Source organism: Synechococcus sp. HJ21-Hayes (assembly GCF_024345835.1).
In the GTDB taxonomy this organism is placed as follows: Bacteria; Cyanobacteriota; Cyanobacteriia; order PCC-6307; family Cyanobiaceae; genus Vulcanococcus.
Genome location: NZ_JAGQBW010000003.1, coordinates 86,051 through 103,790, shown reverse-complemented (window position 1 = coordinate 103,790; position 17,740 = coordinate 86,051). Strand labels below are relative to the sequence as shown.

The window sequence follows — 17,740 nt, the reverse complement described above, 5'->3', positions numbered from 1 at the left end:
ACCGGCTCAGAACAGGGCTGGACGACGATGCCTCAGGCTCGGCATCTGGGCCTGGATGCGCTGGCGGTGGCCCACATCGATCGGAGCCACCGCCTGGCCCGGCCCCACGCCCGCATCGGCCAACACCGTTCCCCAGGGATCGATCACGAGGGCGTGGCCATGGGTCTGGCGGCGGCCGCCGTGGCTGCCCGTCTGGGCGGGTGCCACCACGTAGGCGGTGTTCTCGATCGAACGGGCCTGCAGCAGCACTTGCCAGTGATCCTTGCCGGTGAACGCCGTGAAGGCGGCAGGGATGAACAGCACGTCGGCGCCCTCTTCGGCCAGGTGTCGGTAGAGCTCAGGAAAGCGCACGTCGTAACAAATAGACAGGCCCACCCGGCACAGGCCTGGCACCTCCACCACCGGCGGCAGGGCATCACCGGGCTGCACCGTGGCGGATTCCCGGTAAGTGTTGCCGTCGGGCAGATCCACGTCGAAGAGGTGGATCTTGTCGTAGGTGGCCAGGATCTGGCCGTCGTTGCCCACCAGCTCAGCGCGGTTATAAGTGAGCCGCTCGCCGGCGGGCACGGGGTAGCCCCCGCCAAGCAGGGTCACCTGATAGCGGCGAGCCATGGTCACCAGAAAACGCTGGGCCCGTTCGGCCAGAGTGGGAGCGAGCTCGAGGCGGCGCTCGTCGTCGCCCATGAAGGCGAAGTTCTCGGGCAAGCCCACCAACTCGGCGCCGCGCCGGGTGGCCAGCTCGATCTGCTCCTCGGCAGCCGCAAAATTGAACTCTGGATCCGGCGTGCTGGTGAGCTGAATCGCTGCCGCCAGAAAGCTTGTCACCGCTGGATTCTCGCCGTCGTCGGCACTGTAGTGGGCGCGGCTTCAGCCGGCCTGAATCACCCCGGGACTGGTCTGGGTTGGCACGATCGTGAGTGTATCCACCGCAGCACAACAGGCAAAGTCGGCATCGTGGTTGCCGATTCCGATCAGGCGCTGGCCGTGGCTGGCGGCCCGCAGACAGGTTTCTGGCTCATGGCGCCACTGCTGCCAGAGAGCCAGGGCCGCGAGGGCCTCATCATTGCCGCAGCGCACCCCAACGTGGGGCGCCACCGCCAGCTCCATGGCCGCGGACACCACGGCTCCGGCTGCCAGGCTGTCCTCCAAGGAGTAATCCCCCTCCCAGCCACTGCCCACGATCCACACGTTGGTGGATTCAGCAGCAATCAGCCGCTTGGCCACGGCGGTGCGGTTGGGCAGGCAGGCCGTCACCAGAAGGGGCACGGGCCGCACCTTGTCGAGGGAGCGTGTGCCGTTGGTGGTGCTCATGAAGATGCGCTTCCCTCCCACCACGTCGTTGGTCACCGCCAGGGGCGAATTGCCGAGGTCGTAGCCCTCCACCCGCTTGCCACCGCGCTCCCCGGCCCGCAGGCAGAGATCAGCGGGCCAGGCGGCAGCGGCAGCATCCAGGGCGCCGAGATCGGCGAAGGCCTCGATCGCCTCCGCACCGTTCTGCAGCGACCAGGCAATCGTGGTGGTGGCCCGCAGCACGTCGATCACCACCGCCGCATCGGGGCCGGCCTGGGCCGGGGGCTTCAGCGCCGGGACGCACTCGGAAGTATGGAAGTAGGAGATCAGCACGGCCGCCGCCAACGGGGTGGGTGCGTCAGAGTAGGCACCACGAGGCAGGCAATCGGGAGTTCGTGGCCATGGGTTCGGCCAAACGCGACCTGCGCGGCTTTCTCGGGGTGCTCGAGCAGCGCGGTCAGCTGCGACGCATCAGCGCTCCGGTGGACCCCGACCTGGAGCTAGCCGCCATCGCCGACCGGGTGTTGAGTTGTGGTGGCCCGGCCCTGCTGTTCGAGAACGTGATCGGCTCCTCCATGCCGGTGGCCGTGAACCTGCTGGGCACCCAGGAGCGGGTGCTGTGGAGCATGGGCATGGAGCAGCCCGAGGAACTCGAGGCTCTAGGGGAACGGTTGGCTCTACTGCAGCAGCCCCGCCCCCCCAAGGGCCTCAAGGAGCTCACCCGCTTCGGGGGGGTGCTCTGGGATCTGGTGAAAGCCCGCCCCGATCTCGATCTCACCCCTCCCTGCCACCAGCAGGTGTTCAAGGGCGATGCCGTGAACCTCGATGCTCTGCCGCTGCTACGGCCCTGGCCAGGCGATGCCGGCGGAATCATCACCCTCGGCCTGGTGATCACCAAGGATCCGGAAACCGGCGTTCCCAACGTGGGGGTCTACCGGCTGCAGCGCCAGTCGGTGAACACGATGACCGTGCACTGGCTGAGCGTGAGGGGCGGGGCCAGGCACCTGCGCAAGGCGGCGGCCATGGGCAAAAAGCTGGAGATCGCCATTGCCATCGGCGTGCATCCCTTGCTGGTGATGGCGGCGGCCACACCGATCCCAGTGCAGCTGAGTGAGTGGCTGTTCGCGGGTCTCTACGCCGGCGAGGGCGTGCGGCTGGCCAAATGCAAAACCGTGAACCTGGAGGTGCCCTCCCACAGCGAGGTGGTGCTCGAGGGAACCATCACCCCCGGGGAGGAGCTGGCCGATGGCCCCTTCGGGGATCACATGGGCTTCTACGGCGGGATGGAGCCCTCCCCGCTGATCCGCTTCCAGTGCGTGACCCAGCGGCGCCAGCCGATGTTCCTCACCACCTTCAGTGGCCGCCCCCCCAAGGAGGACGCCATGCTCGCCATTGCCCTCAACCGCATCTACACGCCGATCCTGCGCCAGCAGATCCCGGAGATCGTGGATTTCTTCCTGCCGATGGAGGGCCTCAGCTACAAGCTGGCGGTGATCGCCATCGACAAGGCCTATCCCGGCCAAGCCAAGCGGGCGGCCATGGCCTTCTGGAGCGCCCTGCCCCAGTTCACTTACACCAAATTCGTGGTGGTGGTGGACAAAACCATCAACATCCGCGACCCCCGCCAGGTGATCTGGGCCATCAGCGCCCTGGTGGATCCCCAGCGGGATCTGTTCGTGCTGGAGAACACCCCGTTTGACACCCTGGATTTCGCCAGCGAGCAACTAGGGCTGGGGGGGCGCCTGGCCATCGATGCCACCACCAAGGTGGGGCCCGAACGGCGACACCCCTGGGGAGAGCCCCTCAGCCGGCCGGCGGAGCTGGAGGCCCGCATTGATGGGCGCTGGAGCGAACTGGGGCTCGACGACCTGGGCCAGACCAATCCGGATCCCGCCCTGTTCGGCTACACCCTGGAGCACGTGCTGGAGCGCCTCGCAGGGATGCGACCCAGCCAGCCCAGCTGATGCTGCGCAAGGCGGGAGTGCAGGCCCTGCGGGCCCTGCTCGAACTGGCCGCAACCCCGCAGCAATGGCGCTCCGTGAACGAGATCGCCGCGGCGCAGGATCTACCAGCACCGATGCTCGAACAACTGCTACTGCAACTGCGGCGAGCCCAATTGGTGGAGGCCCGGCGGGGGCGCCTGGGTGGCTACCGGCTCGAGCGCCATCCCCGCGAGATCGCCGTGGGCGCCGTGCTGCAGGCGGTGGGGGCCCAGCCGATGCTCAGCCAACCCGCGGAGCCAGCGGAGTTTGGCCGCGCCGAGGAACGGGTGATGCTCAGCCTCAGCCACCGCCTACACCAGGCCATGGAGAGGGAATTGGCGGCCCTCACCCTGGAGGAACTGATCTACGACCTGCGCAGCTGGCAGGAGAGCCTCAGCAATGACGGCGGCCTGATGCTGGGCTGAGGTTGGCGCTCAGCTGAGGGCCGCGCGCTGCAAATACACCCGGATCAACTTTTCATCCATCAGGCCGGAGCGCGCCACCGGGGCCTCATTGCAACGCTGAAACAGCTCCAGCAGGCTGGCTGGAGTGAAGCTGAAGCCCCGCTGCGCGGCGATGGCGGCCACCTCGTCGGCGGTGCACACCTCGTTGAGGCTGGCCCGCAACTGGGCATCGGCCTGGATCTGCCCGAGGAAGGCAAAGACAGCGTCGAGGTGTTCGGCCACGGGCCAAGGGGAGTGCTGAAGACGTGTTAGCGGTAACTGGGCCGAACGGCCACTGCCTACGCTCGCCCCAGACGCCTTGCCCCGATGCCGCTCGCCCTGGGAACCACCGCTGGCCGCAGCCTGAGGGGCACGGTGCGGGTGCCGGGCGACAAGTCGATTTCGCACCGGGCGCTGCTGTTCGGTGCCATCGCCGAAGGCACCACCCGGATTGATGGCCTGCTGCCCGCCGAGGACCCGCTCAGCACCGCCGCCTGCCTGCGGGCCATGGGGGTGGCGGTGTCGCCGATCGAGGCGGGGCAGCCCGTGCTGGTGGACGGGGTGGGCCTCGACGGTTTCCAGGAGCCGGAGGATGTGCTGGATTGCGGCAACTCCGGCACCACCATGCGGCTGATGCTCGGCCTGCTGGCAGGCCGCAGCGGCCGGCATTTCGTGCTCAATGGCGATGCCTCGCTGCGGCGCCGGCCGATGCAGCGGGTGGGCGGCCCCCTCAGTGCGATGGGGGCCCGTATCTCCGGCCGCAGCGGCGGCAACCTGGCACCCCTGGCGATTGCAGGGGTTCCCCTGCGCGGCACCACGATCCACACCCCGGTGGCCTCGGCCCAGGTGAAGAGCGCCATCATCCTGGCGGCCCTCACGGCGGAGGGCTGCACCACCGTGATCGAACCGGTGCAGAGCCGCGATCACAGCGAACGGATGCTGCGGGCCTTTGGCGCCCAACTCAGCGTGGGCGGGGCCGGCAACACGGAGGTCACCATCACCCCCGGCGCCAGCCTGCGGGGCCAGGAGGTGGTCGTGCCCGGCGACATCAGCTCCGCCGCCTTCTGGCTGGTGGCTGGTGCCATCACCCCCGGCGCCGACCTCACGGTGGAGAACGTGGGTCTGAACCCCAGCCGCACCGGCATCCTCGACGTGCTGGAACAGATGGGGGCCCGCATCGACTTGCTCAATGCCCGCGATGTGGCAGGCGAACCCGTGGGCGACCTGCGGGTGACCCATGGCCCCCTGCAGGCCTTCAGCATCGGCGCGGAACTGATCCCGCGGCTGGTGGATGAAATCCCGGTGCTCGCGGTAGCGGCCTGCTGTGCCGAGGGCATCAGCCGGGTCACCGGGGCGGAGGAATTGCGGGTGAAGGAAACCGACCGGCTGGCGGTGATGGCCCGTCAGCTGGGGGCCATGGGCGCGCGCATCGAGGAGTTCGCCGATGGCATGGCGATCCAGGGTGGCGTGGAGCTCCACGGCGCCGCCGTGGACAGCGAGACCGACCACCGCGTGGCCATGAGCCTGGCGGTAGCCGCCCAGATCGCCCGGGGCGCCACCAGCCTGGAGCGGGCGGAGGCAGCGGCCGTGTCCTATCCCACCTTCTGGGACGACCTGCAGCGCCTGCAGGCCTGAGCCATGGGCGGCGCCTAGATTCCCGGCCAGTTACCGCTTCCCGCCGATGCTCGCCGTTGCCGTTCTGGCCGCAGGGAAGGGCACCCGCATGAAAAGCGTGCTGCCCAAGGTGCTCCAACCGCTGGCAGGCGCCACCCTGGTGGAACGGGTGTTGGCCTGTTGCCGCCCCCTGAACCCGGAGCGTCAGCTGCTGATCGTGGGGCACCAGGCCGAGCGCGTGGAGGCGTCCCTGGCCAGCCACCCGGGCCTGGACTACGTGCTGCAACAACCCCAGAACGGCACGGGTCATGCCGTGCAGCAGCTGCTCGAACCGCTCGCCGGGTTCCAGGGGGATCTGCTCGTGCTCAACGGCGATGTGCCGTTGCTGCGCGAGCAGACCATCCAGCAGTTGCTGACCCAGCACCGCGCCAGCGGCGCCGCCGTGACACTGCTCACCGCGCGCCTGGCCGATCCCAGCGGCTACGGGCGCGTGTTCGCCGATGCGGCCGGCACCGTGTCCGCCATCGTGGAGCACCGCGATTGCAGTGACGAGCAGCGGCTTAACAGCCTCACCAACGCCGGCATCTACTGCTTCAACTGGCCGAAGCTGGCGGAGGTGCTGCCCAAGCTCACCACCGACAACGACCAGGGCGAGCTCTACCTCACCGACACCGTGGCGATGCTCAGCCCGGCCATGCACCTGGAGGTGGCCGATGCCGAGGAGATCAGCGGCATCAATGATCGGATTCAGCTGGCCCAGTGCGAGGCCGTGCTGCAGGACCGGCTGCGCAAGCATTGGATGGCCGAAGGGGTGACCTTCGTGGATCCCTCCAGCTGCACCCTCAGCGATGGCACCCGCTTTGGCAGCGATGTGGTGGTGGAGCCGCAGTGCCATTTCCGCGGCAACACCAGCATTGGCGATGGCTGCCACATCGGCCCCGGTTCTCTGCTGGAGAACGCCCAGGTGGGCACTCGCGTGGAGGTGCTCTACTCCGTGGTGCGGGAGGCCAGCGTGGGCGACCACTGCAGCATCGGCCCCTTCGCCCAGCTGCGGCCTGGCGCGGAGCTAGCCGAAGACTGCCGGGTGGGCAACTTCGTGGAGATCAAACAGAGCCAGATCGGCGCCGGCTCCAAGGTGAATCACCTCAGCTATATCGGCGATGCCGACCTGGGAGCAGGGGTGAACGTGGGCGCCGGCACCATCACGGCCAACTACGACGGCGTGAACAAGCACCGCACCGTGATCGGCGCCGGCAGCAAAACCGGTGCCAACAGCGTGCTGGTGGCACCGATCAACCTGGGCGCCAACGTGACCGTGGGGGCAGGCTCCACCCTCACCAAGGACGTACCCGCCGGAGCTCTCGCCCTGGGCCGGGCTAAGCAACTGGTGAAGGAGCATTGGCAGCCCCCCAGCGCCAGCTGAGCCGCTGGGGGGTGGGGACTCGCTTCAGTCCTTGTCGCTCACGCCGAAGCAGTGCATCAGGGCATCGCTCCAGCTGCTGATGCCTTCGAGCTCGTGATCGTGCGCCTGGCTCAGGGCTTCGGCGTGCTGGCGCAGCAGCACGGTTTTGCTGAAGTGATGGCCATGGCTGGCGGCCACACCCACCACCTCATCGGCATTGGCAGCGGCCCTCAGTTGGCTGCGCACCGCGGCATCCGAGCCCACGAGGGAAGCAAATGCCTTGAAGGAGTCGAGGGTCATGCGGACCGGGATGTTTCGCCCACAACCCTAAGGGACCCGCGATCAGCGGCGATGGCATTACCAGAGCGTGCAAGCAAGGAACTCCGCGATGTAACTGGCTGATCGCGATCACAGATCTCGAGACCATCCTGCCCGCTGGCTGAACGGATTCGACCAGCATCCGATCGCGAGCACCACAGGGATTGCCCCCTATGGGGGTAGTACTCGTGCGCTCTACATGCTGAGCACTGGAGAGGGAAAATCAGGCCCAACGCAGACATCCAGTCACGGCCAGGAGTAGAAGTACCTAGCCGCAATAAACGCAACAGATCAATAATCTCAGTTTGTGCATGAGTGGATCCATCAGTGCACCATGAAGCGGTGCAAGACACCGTCACGCCATAGGCTTTGACCAGGCCAATCTCAACACTTTTCCCATGGAGAACATCGATTCCCATCTCGCCAAGGATCGGACTGAGCTTGAGCAGGCACGGCGCAGCGGCGATCAAGCCAAGGCCGGACATCTCGAGGCCGAAATCAAGGATTTAGAGGAGTACAAAGCCCACCATCCTGATGAGCAGAAGGATCCCAGCCCCCTCGAACTCTATTGCGATCTCAACCCCGCAGCTCCGGAGTGCCGGGTCTACGACGACTGACCAGCCAGCACCGACGACCATCGCTCCCGTGAGTCATGAGCCTGACCCCCAGCATCACCATTGGCGAACTTGAAGCCAATTATCAGCTCTATTGCAAGGCGATGAAGATGCTGATCGCCGAGAATCGCAGCCTCAAGAAGATTCAGCGCACAGTCTGCTGGAGTCGGTTGGACACCCTGCACCACTGCCTGCCTCGCCGGTACAAAGTGGCGCTGGCCATGAAGGGGCTCTTCTTTCTGCGCTGCCTATGCGAGAGCTTTAGTGCACCGAATCTGATCGGCTGCGCCGTCACAGACGAGGCCTCCCTGAAACTGGTGGTGCTTGCATAGGGTGATGCCATCCCCCAGGGGTACAGCGAGGCGGAGTGGATCGAAGCGGTGGTAGCCGAGGCCGATTACATCGAAGACCAGAAACCGCTGCAGGCGGCCGTAATTGCCGTGATGGGCCACCACTCCTATCGCAGCCCATCCCTGCGCACCGGCACGCTGCCCTATCTGAGCTGCCCGCGCCTCACGCCCCGGGAATACGAGGTGCCCGATCTGTTGGCCAGTGGTCTAACGGACAAGGAGATCCCAAAGCAGCTGGTCGTGAGTGAGGAAACTGCTCGCACCCACACCAAGCGGCCCTGAAAACCCTGGACGTGAACAACCGGGTGCAGGCCGTGCTCAAGGGCATGCGCTGCGGGATGGTGCAGCTCTGAGGGCTCAGCCCCTGGGCAGCGGATCAGCCCAGCGGGTGGCCAGTAGCGGCAGCATCTGTTCCAGGGCCACGCCCCGGCTCGCTTTGAGCAACAGCTGATCGCCAGGCTGGATCCAGGTGGAGAGCTGCTCCGCTGCCTCAGCCGGGCTGGACACCAGCGCCAGCCGGGGCAGCCCCGCGGCAGCCGCCAACATGGCTTGGCCCTCGGCACCAGCATCCACAATCACGAGCCCGTCGAGGCCCAGCTCCCGGGCATGCTGCGCCACACGGCAATGCAAGGCCACACTCTGATCGCCGAGCTCCAGCATGGTGCCGAGCACGGCAAAGCGGCGGCCGGGTTGGCGTTGCAACAGGGCCAGGGCCGCCTGCACGGCCTCCGGGGAGGCGTTGTAGGTCTCATCGAGCACCGAAACTCCGCCGATGCTGAGGCGACGGCTCCGGCCTCCCGGCAGATCCACCTGCAAGGCCTCCAGTGCAGCGACGTTGAGCCCCAGTTCACTCGCCACAGCGAGGGCCAGCATCAGGTTGCGGGCATTGTGTTGACCCTCTAGGGGCAGCGGCAGCACCGTTCCGGCCACCTCCAGGGTCTGGCCGCTGGCATCCAGCCGCCCCACCCAATCGGCCTGGGATTCATAACCCTCCCCCTCCAGAGCCACCCGCAGCACCCGCCCGCTCCACACCGCAGCCAGGGCGACTTCCAGCACGGGATCGCCGGCGGGAATCACCACGCAGCCCCCGGGCTTGAGGGCCGTGGTGATCTCACACTTGGCGGTGGCGATGGCCTCCCGGCTGCCGAGCCGGCCGATGTGGGCCGTGCCGATGTTGGTGATCACCGCTAGATCCGGCTCAGCACAGACGCTGAGGCGCTCAATCTCGCCCAGCCCGCGCATGCCCATCTCCACAACGAGCGCCCGGTGCTTCTCACCGCTCTTGAGGAGGGTGAGGGGCACACCGATGTCGTTGTTTTCATTGCCCACACTGGCCAACACCGGGCCAAGGGGCTGCAATACCGCGCGAATCAACTCACGCGTGGTGGTCTTGCCGGCAGAACCCGTGACCGCCACCACGGGCAACGCCAACGCCTGGCGGTGCCAGAGGGCCAGCTGCTGGTAGGCGGCAAGGGTGTCATCCACCAGCCAGTGGAGCAAGCCGGGCGGCACCTCCCCCTTGCGGTTGCGCTGCACCAGGGCCGCCTGGGCCCCCAGCGCTGCCGCTTGCGGCAGGAAGCCATGGCCATCGAAGCGCTCGCCCACCAGCGGCACAAACAGCTGGCCCCGCTCCAGAGTGCGGCTGTCTGTGCAGATCGGACCCAGGATCTGCGTGCCATCCACAGACGCGCCCAGGGGCTGGCCCCAGTGCTGGATCAACTGGCTCAGCTGCATCGGCTTCAGGACGGGCGGGGCGCTGTGAGCACGATCATGCCGCTCCCCACCAGGGCATCCCGTGCCAGCAGGCCAGAGCCTGAATCGCGCAACAGCAGATGGTCGTAGCCCAGCTCCTGGGCCCACTGTTGCCATTGATCGGCCCGCCGTTGCTGCTCAGGAGCCGACAGTCCCAGGAAGGTGCTACGCACCTGCAGGGTGAGGGTGGCCGCGGCCGGTTCTGCGGTGGCCGCCAGGATCAGGCCATTGGCCTCCGGGCGCTGCAGCAAGGAGGCCAGGGGATCAGGCGCAGGCGTGGGTGCGGGCTCTGGTGGTGCTTGCGCGTCCAGATCGGGGATGGGCTCAGGCTGCGCCGGCAAGTCGGCCCCGATGGGCCGTTCAGGTTTCAGCCCTAGTTCAGGTTGTGGCTCGAGCACCGGTTCACCTGGCCCATCAGCCTCCGGCGCCGATAACAACTCGGTAGTCGCCATCGGGCTGGGAGGCGTTGCGCGCGAGTCATACCAGCGCTGCACGGCCAGCCCCGCGGCAATCACCAGGGCTACCGCCGCGGCGAGCAACAACGGCCAAAAGAGGGGGACGAGGTCCGGGGGCCACCAGCGGGGCCGTGGCAGGGAGCCCTCGCCATTACGGCGCCAGAGCTCCCGAAGCCGCAGGCCCAGGTCTGCCCAGACAGCCCGTAGGTCATCGCCCAGGGCGGTCCAGGGGTTGCGATAAGAAGCCGGCAGATCGGAGCGCGGCGGCTGGTTTGCCAGGGGCTCACGACCCATGGACCGGGACGCCCTCAGCCAAGGTTGCGGCGTCGCAGCAATGCCAGCGGATTGCGGAAGCCAGCTCCCACCGACGCCGGCGCCTCGGCCTGAGCATCGACCCCCTGGCGACTGGGATCGGCATCCTGGCCAAGGGAGAACTGCCCCACGGCCTCCGCATCCGGGCTGGGCTCCTTGACCCCCCGCACTTCCCTGTAAAGGCGGTCGTACTCCAGGGCCGAGCGCTCCCAGCTGAAGTTGGCGGTCATGGCGCGCTGCTGCAGTTCACGCCAGCTAGCGGCATGACGAAAGGCCTCCCAGGAGCGCACGATCGAGGTGTAGAAGTCGAGGGGGTCGTAGCGGTCGAAGCAGAACCCCGTGCCGCTGTGGTGGCGCGGATCATGGGGGGGCACAGTATCCACCAAGCCACCCACGCGGCGCACCACGGGGATGGAGCCGTAGCGCATCGCCAGCAACTGGCTGATCCCGCAGGGTTCAAACCGGCTGGGCATCAGAAAGGCATCGCTACCGGCGTAGATCAACCGCGACAGGGCGTCGTCGTAGGTGAGGAACACGGCGAAGCGGCCGGGATGGCGCGCCGCCATCTGCCACAAACCCGATTCGAGGTTCCGATCCCCCGTGCCAAGCACCACGATCTGACTGTCGGAATAGGCCAACACGCGATCGGCAACCTGCAGCAGCAGGTCCACACCCTTCTGGTCCACCAGCCGGGTCACCATGCCCATCAGGAAGGTTTCAGGATTCACCGCCAGGCCCATGCGCTCCTGCAGCACCTGCTTGCAAACAGCCTTGCCGGCGAGGTTGTCAGCGGAGTAGCTGGCTGGGAGGGTGGCGTCCGTAGCGGGGTTCCAGTCGTCCTGGTCAATGCCGTTGAGGATGCCGCGCAGCTTACCGCTCACGTAATTGAGCAGGCCATCGAGCTGTTCGCCGTATTCCGGCGTGCGGATCTCCTGGGCGTAGGTGGGCGACACGGCATTCACCCGATCGGCATAGAGCAGAGCGGCCGCCATGGTGTGATCCCCCTGCATGTACCAGGGAACCCAGGTCATCCGCTCAAGCTTCCAGCGCCAGGGACCCTGGTACTTGAGGTTGTGGATGGTGAACACCGTGCTGATCTCGGGGTCCTGATGCATCCACACCGGAATCATGCCGGTATGCCAGTCGTGGCAATGGAGCACCTCCGGCTTCCAGTGATTCCAAGCGAATTCAGCCGTGGCACTGGCGAAGAAGGTGAAGCGCCAGTCCTCGTCCTCACCGCCATAGATGCGCTCCGGGTCAAACACCGGATGCCCCACGAGGTAGAGCGGCAAGCCGTTACTCGGGTGGCGCGTCTCATAGACGGCGAAGTCTGTGCCCATGGTGTGGCCCCGCCACACCGGTTCTGCCGGGATGTCGAGCTTGGCCCACAACCGGCCGTAGCCCGGCATCATCAGCCGCACATCGTGGCCAAGGGCCTTCAGGGAGGGGGGCAGCGAGCCCACCACATCGCCCATGCCACCCACCTTCACCATCGGGGCGCATTCAGCTGCAGCGAACAGCACGCGCATGGCAGGACCCGGCTCTAAGTGGGGCCAATACTACGGGCGGCGTCCGGGTTGATCCCTCAGGGCAGCACGGTCACCGGTGTGCCCACCTGCACCCACTCGAACACCTCCTGCACGTGCTCTTCGTAGAGCCGCACACAGCCATGGGACACGGCCCGCCCCACCGTCCAGCGATGGGGGGTGCCGTGGAATCCCGCCACGGTGCAGCCCTGCACAGCGAGGTAGCGCTCACCATCCCAGCCCTGACGCCCGGAGCAGTCGCGGTGGAACCCGATCCAGCGGCTGCCCAGGGGATTCTGCGTGCCTGGAGGAATGGCGGCCCCTGTGACCGGGTGTTCCCACACCGGGTTCACTTGCTTACTCAACACCTGGAAGCTACCGGCCGGGGTTTCCCAGCCCACCGTGCCAACGGCAGCGGGATAGCGGCGCTTGAGGGTGCCGTTCTCTAGCAGCATCAGTTGCCGCTTCTGCCGGTCAAGCACCAGCTGCAGGCCGGACAGTTGCAACAGGGCGGGAGGCACGCTGCGCAGGGCCACCGCATCGCTGATCTCCGGAGCCGCCGGGGGAATCGGATCGGCCTGGCGAGCCCGCAGGGGACTGGTGGGCACCAGCACAAGCCCTGCCAGCAACAAGGTGCGGCCCACAGGGGATGGCAACCGCAACACGACGGCGGAACAGCAGATCTTTGCTACTCCTAGCTAGGGAAGCCAGGGGGAGGACGAAAAATCAGGGTGGCGTTTCTGCAGAAACGCGTTGCGGCCCTCCTGGCCCTCTTCCGTTCGATAGAAGAGGTGGGTGGCCTGGCCGGCCAGCTCCTGGAGGCCTGCCATGCCATCGGTTTCGGCATTGAAGGCCGCCTTGAGGCAGCGGATCGCCGTGGGGCTGTGGGCCAGCACCTCCCGGCCCCAGGCCACCCCCTCCTGCTCCAGCTGCTCCAGGGGCACCACGGCATTCACCAAGCCCATGCTCAGCGCCTGCTGGGCGTTGTACTGGCGGCACAGGAACCAGATCTCCCGGGCCTTGCGCTGTCCTACAAGGCGCGCCAGGTAACTGGCCCCAAAACCACCGTCAAAGCTGCCCACCCGGGGGCCTGTTTGGCCGAACACGGCATTCTCCGCCGCCAGGCTGAGATCACAGAGCAGGTGCAGCACCTGACCGCCACCAATGGCATAGCCCGCCACCAGGGCGATCACCACCTTGGGCAGGCTGCGGATCAACCGCTGCAGATCGAGCACGTTGAGGCGGGGCAGGCCGTCATCGCCCACGTAGCCACCATCGCCGCGCACGCTCTGATCCCCCCCTGCGCAGAAGGCATAGCCGCCGTCAGCGGCGGGGCCCGCGCCCGTGAACAGCACCACCCCGATAGCCGGGTTGTCGCGCACCCGCGAAAAGGCATCAAACAGTTCGATCACCGTCTTGGGCCGAAAGGCATTGCGCTTGTGGGGCCGGTTGATGGTGATGCGGGCCAGGCCCTCCTCACTCAGGTCAAACAGGATGTCCTCGTAGGTCCCCTGCGGGATCCACTGGGGGCTGGCCTGGGGGGAAGACGGCGGCATCAACGCGCAGCAGACGGGGCATTCAGGCCATTCTGCGGCGCAGTTGCTGGCGCAGAACCGCATCCTGCTGGCGGTTCGTCCGCACCTCCAGCAGCGCTACGGGCTGCTCCAGGGCCCAGCCGAGGGCAGCGGCCAGGCCATCGCCATCCTCCAGGCTGCAACTGGGCACACCATGAACTGCCGCCAGGGCGGGATGGCTCACGGCCTGGGGCATGGCAAACAGCCTCTCGAAATCCAGGGGAGCCCCAGGCACCTGGCGGATCGGCAACTGCTCAAAGATGCCGCCGCCGCCGTTCTCCACCACGATCACGGTGAGCTGCACGCCCTGGGTCCGCAGCTGCTGGGCCCAGAGCCAGCCATTGCTGTCGTGCAGCAGGGCCAGATCTCCGCTGAGCAGCACCAGCCTGCCCAGGGCCAGGGCCAGGCCACAGGCGATGGAGAGGGTGCCGTCGATCCCAGAAACCCCGCGAAAACCGAACACCGGCCGGTGGGCGGCATCGGCTCCACTGAAACTCTCCCAGTCCCGCACGGGGCTGCTGCTGGCCAACATCAGGGGCAGCTCAGGCGGCAGCAGCCGGCTCAGGGCTCGTGCAAGGGCGGGCTCATTGGCGGGCCCCGCAACGGGCAAGGCGCGATCTAGGGCGCCCTGGGTCCGCTGATCCGCAGCCAACCAGCGCCCGGCCAGGCCCCGCGCGGCCGGGCTCGCTTCAGCCGGCCAGGACCCGTGGGGCCAGGCCTCCAGCCAGGCCTCCAGCCCTGCAGCCCAGCGGAGCGTGGCCGTGCCGCTGGCATCGAGGTTGCGGGGGTCCTGTTCCGCAATCAGCAGTTGCGGGCCGGCGCTCTGTGCGACCCACTGCTGCAGGCGGCGACTGGCCGGCATGGGACCCAGCCGCAGCAGCTGTGGGGCGGCGAGCCCGGTGGGGGGGTCAGCGAGTAGCAGGTCGTAGCCGTGCACCAGCTCCAGTCCCGGCCAGCCCCGCAGCCCCGAAAGGGCATCGGCCAGTACCGGCCAACCCGTGCGCTGCTGCCAGCGCAGCAGGGCAGCGGCAAAGGGCGGCAGCTGCGCGGCGGTGCCGCGCCAGGGGCCCGCCACCACCACACCGGCCCCATCGGGATCGAGCACTGTCCAGGGATCCGGGCCCTGCTGGCGGGTGGCTGGGCAGGCCGTGGCGCCGGCAGCGAGGCCCGGGAGCACCGGCTCAGCTGCGAGCCACTTCAGGCGCTGGAGCGCAGTGGCATCGGCATGGAGGGGTTCCTCCAGGGGCAGGTTCAGGTGCACCGGCCCGAGCGGAGCCCCCATGCAAGCGTTCCAGGCCTGGCCAGCCAGGGCCTCAATGGCGCTGGCTGGCATCGCCGCTAGGCCCTGGGGATCAGCGGATCCAACCAGGCGACAACTGGCCTTTAAGAAATCCTCCTGGTTCACGGTTTGATTGGCACCGCAGCCCTTCAAGCGAGCTGGGCGATCCGCCGTGAGCAGCAGCAACGGCACGGCCCCCATGTCGGCTTCCACCACCGCGGGCAACAGGTTGGCCACGGCCGTACCGGAGGTGGTGACTAGCGCCGCAGGAGCACCATCGGCGCGGCCCAGGCCCAGGGCCAGGAAGCCCGCGGACCGTTCATCCACAGCCGTGAGCAACTGCACTCCATGGGCGGCTAACAAACCTGCAGCCACCGCAAGCGGCCCGGAACGACTGCCAGGGCAGAGCACCAGGCGCCGCAGCCCCAGGGCACGCAACGCCTGCAGCAGCGTGAGGGAAGCCCGCAGGTTGGCCTCGGCGCTGCAGGGGACGGCGGGGGCAGGCACCGGAACAGCCAGGTGAGCAGGATGAGGCGATCATGCTGAACGGTCCGCGGCCCATGGGCGAAGCCCCCCCGTCATCCCCCTCTGGTGTCAAGGCCTGGCGGTCGGTGCTGCTCTGGCTGGCGGCAGCGCTACTGCTGCGATGGGCCGTGATCGAACCGCGCTGGATTCCTTCCGGCTCGATGCTGCCAACCCTGCAATTGCAGGACCGCATTCTCGTGGAAAAAGTGCGGCCCCACCTCGGCAAAGGCCTGCCCTATGGAGCGATCGTGGTGTTTCACGCGCCGCCAGCCTTGGTGGAGGGGGGCTACGACCCGAAAGCCGCGCTGATCAAACGGGTGATCGGTCAGCCCGGCGACCAGGTGGCCGTTGCTGGCGGCAACCTGATCCGCAATGGTGAAGCGGTGGCTGAGCCTTGGCGGCCCGAGCCGATCAACTACAGCTTCGGGCCCGTGACTGTTCCAGAGGGATCTCTGCTGGTGCTGGGAGACAACCGCAACGCCAGCCTCGATTCCCATCTCTGGGGGCCGTTACCAACCTCGGAAGTGATCGGCACGGCGGTGTTCCGCTATTGGCCTCTGAACAGGCTCGGTCCGATTCGGTTCTCCGACCTCACCCGTCCCGATCGCGATGAACAGCTGGGGTAGGGTGCAACCGTGACGCGGAGCGCACCGGAGATGTTCAACCCGGAGTTCCTGACGAGTGATAGCGAAGCCGCGGGCAGCAATTCGCTGATCCAATATCTGCAGGAACAGTCTCCCGATGTTCTGCAGCGGGTCGCCCGCTCGGCCAGTGGCGATATTCAGGACATTATTCGCCACAACGTGCAGGGGCTGCTGGGGATGCTTCCCGGCGAGCACTTTGACGTCAAGATCACCGCGAGCCGTGATCACTTGGCCGGCCTGCTGGCCTCCGCGATGATGACTGGCTACTTCCTGCGCCAAATGGAGCAGCGCATGGAGCTGGAGGCCAGCTTGATCGCCGATGGCGACCTCGATGCAGATCCCGGCGAGCTGAAGCTCTGAACGCGGGGGCGCTTCCGGGTTGAACCGCGTTAGTGGCACGGCATCAGACTCCGGGCTGCTCCGGCACAACACCGCTACGCAGCAACAAGGCATCCAGCTGGGCGAGATAGGCCCAGTTGCCCTCCTCTGGGGCCCAGGGGCGCGATTCAATAGCCTTGACCAGCCCCTCCAGCTGGACCGCTGAACAGGGCACGGGCGCGTCGTAGTGGGCCGGCACCACCCAGCGGATCTCCTGCCACTGCGCGAGACGGCGCAACCAGGCCAGCAAGGGGTCACGAGCCCTGGGAAACACCAGCCGCTCGAGCACAGGGGCAATCTGCAGGCAGGGCTGCCCCTGGTGGAGCAAACCATCAAAGGCGGCCTCCCAGCCCGGCTGCCAGCGAAAGGGATAGAGACCGAAGTAGCTGCGGGGGTTGCGCAGGCCCGGCTGAAAGGCCTGGGTCAGCAGCTCCTGGAGCTGGGGCACCGCCAGTACATCCGGGCGTAGGTACGAGGCAAACAGCACCAGCCGCTGCCAGCCACGGCGCCGCTGGTCCGCCGTGTCCTGCAGGGGCTGATCGCCCCGATCACGGGCATGGAACAACAGCGGGGTGGGGTCGGCGTTGAACAACTCCGGCGGCTGCGCACCAATGGCCACAAGGGCATCGGTGAGCAGCAGGGCCCCACTGGTGCGGTGCAGACAGGCGAATTCCTGGAAACGGCCCAGGCCCAGATCGATGGGACCAAGGGACTCCCAACACAGTTCATCCCCATGGGGAAACCCCTGCTCCGCCAGCACCCGGGTACGACCCACTGGAAAACCCAACCAAGCCAGGGGCAGGGGAAGGGGAAAACTCCACTGGCCGGGGGTCACCCACACCTCAGCCTCCGGGAAGGCGCGAGCCATGGCCGGCACGGGCAGCTTGTGCTCTAGGCCTGAGGCCGTGGGCAGCACGATCGAGCGCACGGGTCCGTGCTGATGTTCCAGGTCGCGGAGCTGTTGCAGAAGTTCAGCGGTGGGTGCCACGGGGGCGTAGAGCATGAGCCCACCGCGCACCCGTGCCACAGTCATGCGGATCGGCACCGCGACATAGAACACGCCCTGGAGCTGCTCAAAGCTCCACAGCTCTCCAGGGATCAGCTCGCGCACCACGGTGCGCCTTTGGCCATAAGGGTAGAGCGGCAAGAGGGGCCACCAGGGCCAGTGCTGATCCAAGCGGGGAGCGGGGGGCTTCAGCCATTCTCGCTGCGGGCTGGGCTGGTCCGCGGACGAGGCCAGGGCACAAAAAAGCCCCCGCCGTAGCGAGGGCGATGGAGTCGA

General features: G+C 67.2%; 18 protein-coding genes and 2 pseudogenes. 9 read left to right on the top strand and 11 right to left on the bottom strand.

Translation table 11 applies throughout. From position 1 onward, the window contains the following. Positions 1 to 6: 6 nt before the first annotated feature. Complete coding sequence (locus KBZ14_RS03745; protein WP_255116963.1) at positions 7 to 825, bottom strand: carbon-nitrogen hydrolase family protein; 819 nt, start codon at positions 823 to 825, stop codon at positions 7 to 9. A gap of 42 nt (positions 826 to 867) precedes the next feature. Further along, the gene (locus KBZ14_RS03740; RefSeq protein ID WP_255117069.1) at positions 868 to 1,623 is read right to left on the bottom strand and encodes a 2-phosphosulfolactate phosphatase family protein; all 756 of its coding nucleotides are present in this window, start codon (positions 1,621 to 1,623) and stop codon (positions 868 to 870) included. A 68-nt stretch (positions 1,624 to 1,691) separates the two neighbouring features. Here KBZ14_RS03740 and KBZ14_RS03735 point away from each other — a divergent pair, with 68 nt between their 5' ends. Continuing rightward, positions 1,692 to 3,254 (top strand): UbiD family decarboxylase, encoded by a 1,563-nt coding sequence (locus KBZ14_RS03735; RefSeq protein ID WP_255116962.1) that lies wholly within the window; start codon positions 1,692 to 1,694, stop codon positions 3,252 to 3,254. Further along, positions 3,254 to 3,697: an Rrf2 family transcriptional regulator gene (locus KBZ14_RS03730; RefSeq protein WP_255116961.1), complete on the top strand. Its 444-nt coding sequence runs from the start codon at positions 3,254 to 3,256 to the stop codon at positions 3,695 to 3,697. The genes KBZ14_RS03735 and KBZ14_RS03730 overlap by 1 nt, the downstream gene beginning before the upstream one ends. Positions 3,698 to 3,706: 9 nt before the next feature. Here KBZ14_RS03730 and KBZ14_RS03725 read toward each other — a convergent pair whose 3' ends face one another. Beyond that, entirely contained in the window at positions 3,707 to 3,958 is a 252-nt protein-coding gene (locus tag KBZ14_RS03725) for a Nif11-like leader peptide family natural product precursor (protein WP_255116960.1), read from the bottom strand. Positions 3,959 to 4,042: 84 nt separating this feature from the next. On the opposite strand from KBZ14_RS03725, the gene aroA reads away from it, so the two are divergent. Both aroA and glmU read left to right on the top strand, forming a co-directional pair. After that, a complete protein-coding gene (gene aroA / locus KBZ14_RS03720) occupies positions 4,043 to 5,350 on the top strand; it encodes a 3-phosphoshikimate 1-carboxyvinyltransferase (RefSeq protein WP_255116959.1) in 1,308 nt (435 codons plus the stop codon). Between the two features lie 46 nt (positions 5,351 to 5,396). Next, a complete protein-coding gene (gene glmU, locus KBZ14_RS03715) occupies positions 5,397 to 6,752 on the top strand; it encodes a bifunctional UDP-N-acetylglucosamine diphosphorylase/glucosamine-1-phosphate N-acetyltransferase GlmU (protein ID WP_255116958.1) in 1,356 nt (451 codons plus the stop codon). Positions 6,753 to 6,776: 24 nt separating this feature from the next. On the opposite strand, the gene KBZ14_RS03710 is transcribed toward glmU, so the two are convergent. After that, positions 6,777 to 7,031: a Nif11-like leader peptide family RiPP precursor gene (locus tag KBZ14_RS03710; RefSeq protein WP_255116957.1), complete on the bottom strand. Its 255-nt coding sequence runs from the start codon at positions 7,029 to 7,031 to the stop codon at positions 6,777 to 6,779. Between the two features lie 416 nt (positions 7,032 to 7,447). Here KBZ14_RS03710 and KBZ14_RS03705 point away from each other — a divergent pair, with 416 nt between their 5' ends. The 3 genes and pseudogenes from KBZ14_RS03705 (at position 7,448) to KBZ14_RS15815 (ending at position 8,366) form a co-directional block, all read left to right on the top strand. Continuing rightward, on the top strand, positions 7,448 to 7,666 hold the full coding sequence (locus tag KBZ14_RS03705) for a CP12 domain-containing protein (RefSeq protein ID WP_255116956.1): 219 nt from the start codon (positions 7,448 to 7,450) through the stop codon (positions 7,664 to 7,666). Between the two features lie 35 nt (positions 7,667 to 7,701). Continuing rightward, positions 7,702 to 7,812: pseudogene (locus KBZ14_RS03700) on the top strand (DUF3136 domain-containing protein); the annotation flags it as partial. 21 nt (positions 7,813 to 7,833) lie between these two features. Then, positions 7,834 to 8,366 (top strand): annotated as a pseudogene (locus KBZ14_RS15815) (response regulator transcription factor). Between the two features lie 4 nt (positions 8,367 to 8,370). On the opposite strand, the gene KBZ14_RS03690 reads toward KBZ14_RS15815, so the two are convergent. The 6 genes from KBZ14_RS03690 to menD are packed head-to-tail and all read right to left on the bottom strand — an operon-like array spanning position 8,371 to position 15,418. Beyond that, positions 8,371 to 9,747, bottom strand: coding sequence for a UDP-N-acetylmuramoyl-tripeptide--D-alanyl-D-alanine ligase (locus KBZ14_RS03690; RefSeq protein WP_255116954.1), 1,377 nt, complete (start codon positions 9,745 to 9,747; stop codon positions 8,371 to 8,373). 5 nt (positions 9,748 to 9,752) lie between these two features. Then, positions 9,753 to 10,514 carry a hypothetical protein gene (locus tag KBZ14_RS03685; protein ID WP_255116953.1) on the bottom strand — a complete coding sequence of 254 codons (762 nt, stop codon included), beginning with the start codon at positions 10,512 to 10,514 and terminating at the stop codon, positions 9,753 to 9,755. A 14-nt stretch (positions 10,515 to 10,528) separates the two neighbouring features. Continuing rightward, positions 10,529 to 12,061, bottom strand: a complete 1,533-nt coding sequence (gene glgA, locus KBZ14_RS03680) for a glycogen synthase GlgA (protein WP_255116952.1) — start codon at positions 12,059 to 12,061, stop codon at positions 10,529 to 10,531. 56 nt (positions 12,062 to 12,117) lie between these two features. Continuing rightward, positions 12,118 to 12,714 (bottom strand): L,D-transpeptidase, encoded by a 597-nt coding sequence (locus KBZ14_RS03675; RefSeq protein WP_399210624.1) that lies wholly within the window; start codon positions 12,712 to 12,714, stop codon positions 12,118 to 12,120. 42 nt (positions 12,715 to 12,756) lie between these two features. Beyond that, a complete protein-coding gene (menB, locus tag KBZ14_RS03670) occupies positions 12,757 to 13,614 on the bottom strand; it encodes a 1,4-dihydroxy-2-naphthoyl-CoA synthase (RefSeq protein ID WP_255116951.1) in 858 nt (285 codons plus the stop codon). Between the two features lie 22 nt (positions 13,615 to 13,636). Then, positions 13,637 to 15,418 (bottom strand): 2-succinyl-5-enolpyruvyl-6-hydroxy-3-cyclohexene-1-carboxylic-acid synthase, encoded by a 1,782-nt coding sequence (menD, locus tag KBZ14_RS03665; RefSeq protein WP_255116950.1) that lies wholly within the window; start codon positions 15,416 to 15,418, stop codon positions 13,637 to 13,639. Positions 15,419 to 15,471: 53 nt separating this feature from the next. On the opposite strand from menD, the gene lepB reads away from it, so the two are divergent. Continuing rightward, entirely contained in the window at positions 15,472 to 16,062 is a 591-nt protein-coding gene (lepB, locus tag KBZ14_RS03660; protein ID WP_255116949.1) for a signal peptidase I, read from the top strand. A 30-nt stretch (positions 16,063 to 16,092) separates the two neighbouring features. Continuing rightward, positions 16,093 to 16,440, top strand: a complete 348-nt coding sequence (locus tag KBZ14_RS03655; protein WP_255117067.1) for a DUF760 domain-containing protein — start codon at positions 16,093 to 16,095, stop codon at positions 16,438 to 16,440. A gap of 43 nt (positions 16,441 to 16,483) precedes the next feature. Here KBZ14_RS03655 and KBZ14_RS03650 read toward each other — a convergent pair whose 3' ends face one another. Next, positions 16,484 to 17,605, bottom strand: a complete 1,122-nt coding sequence (locus KBZ14_RS03650; RefSeq protein ID WP_255116948.1) for a DUF4336 domain-containing protein — start codon at positions 17,603 to 17,605, stop codon at positions 16,484 to 16,486. Positions 17,606 to 17,740: the final 135 nt, after the last annotated feature.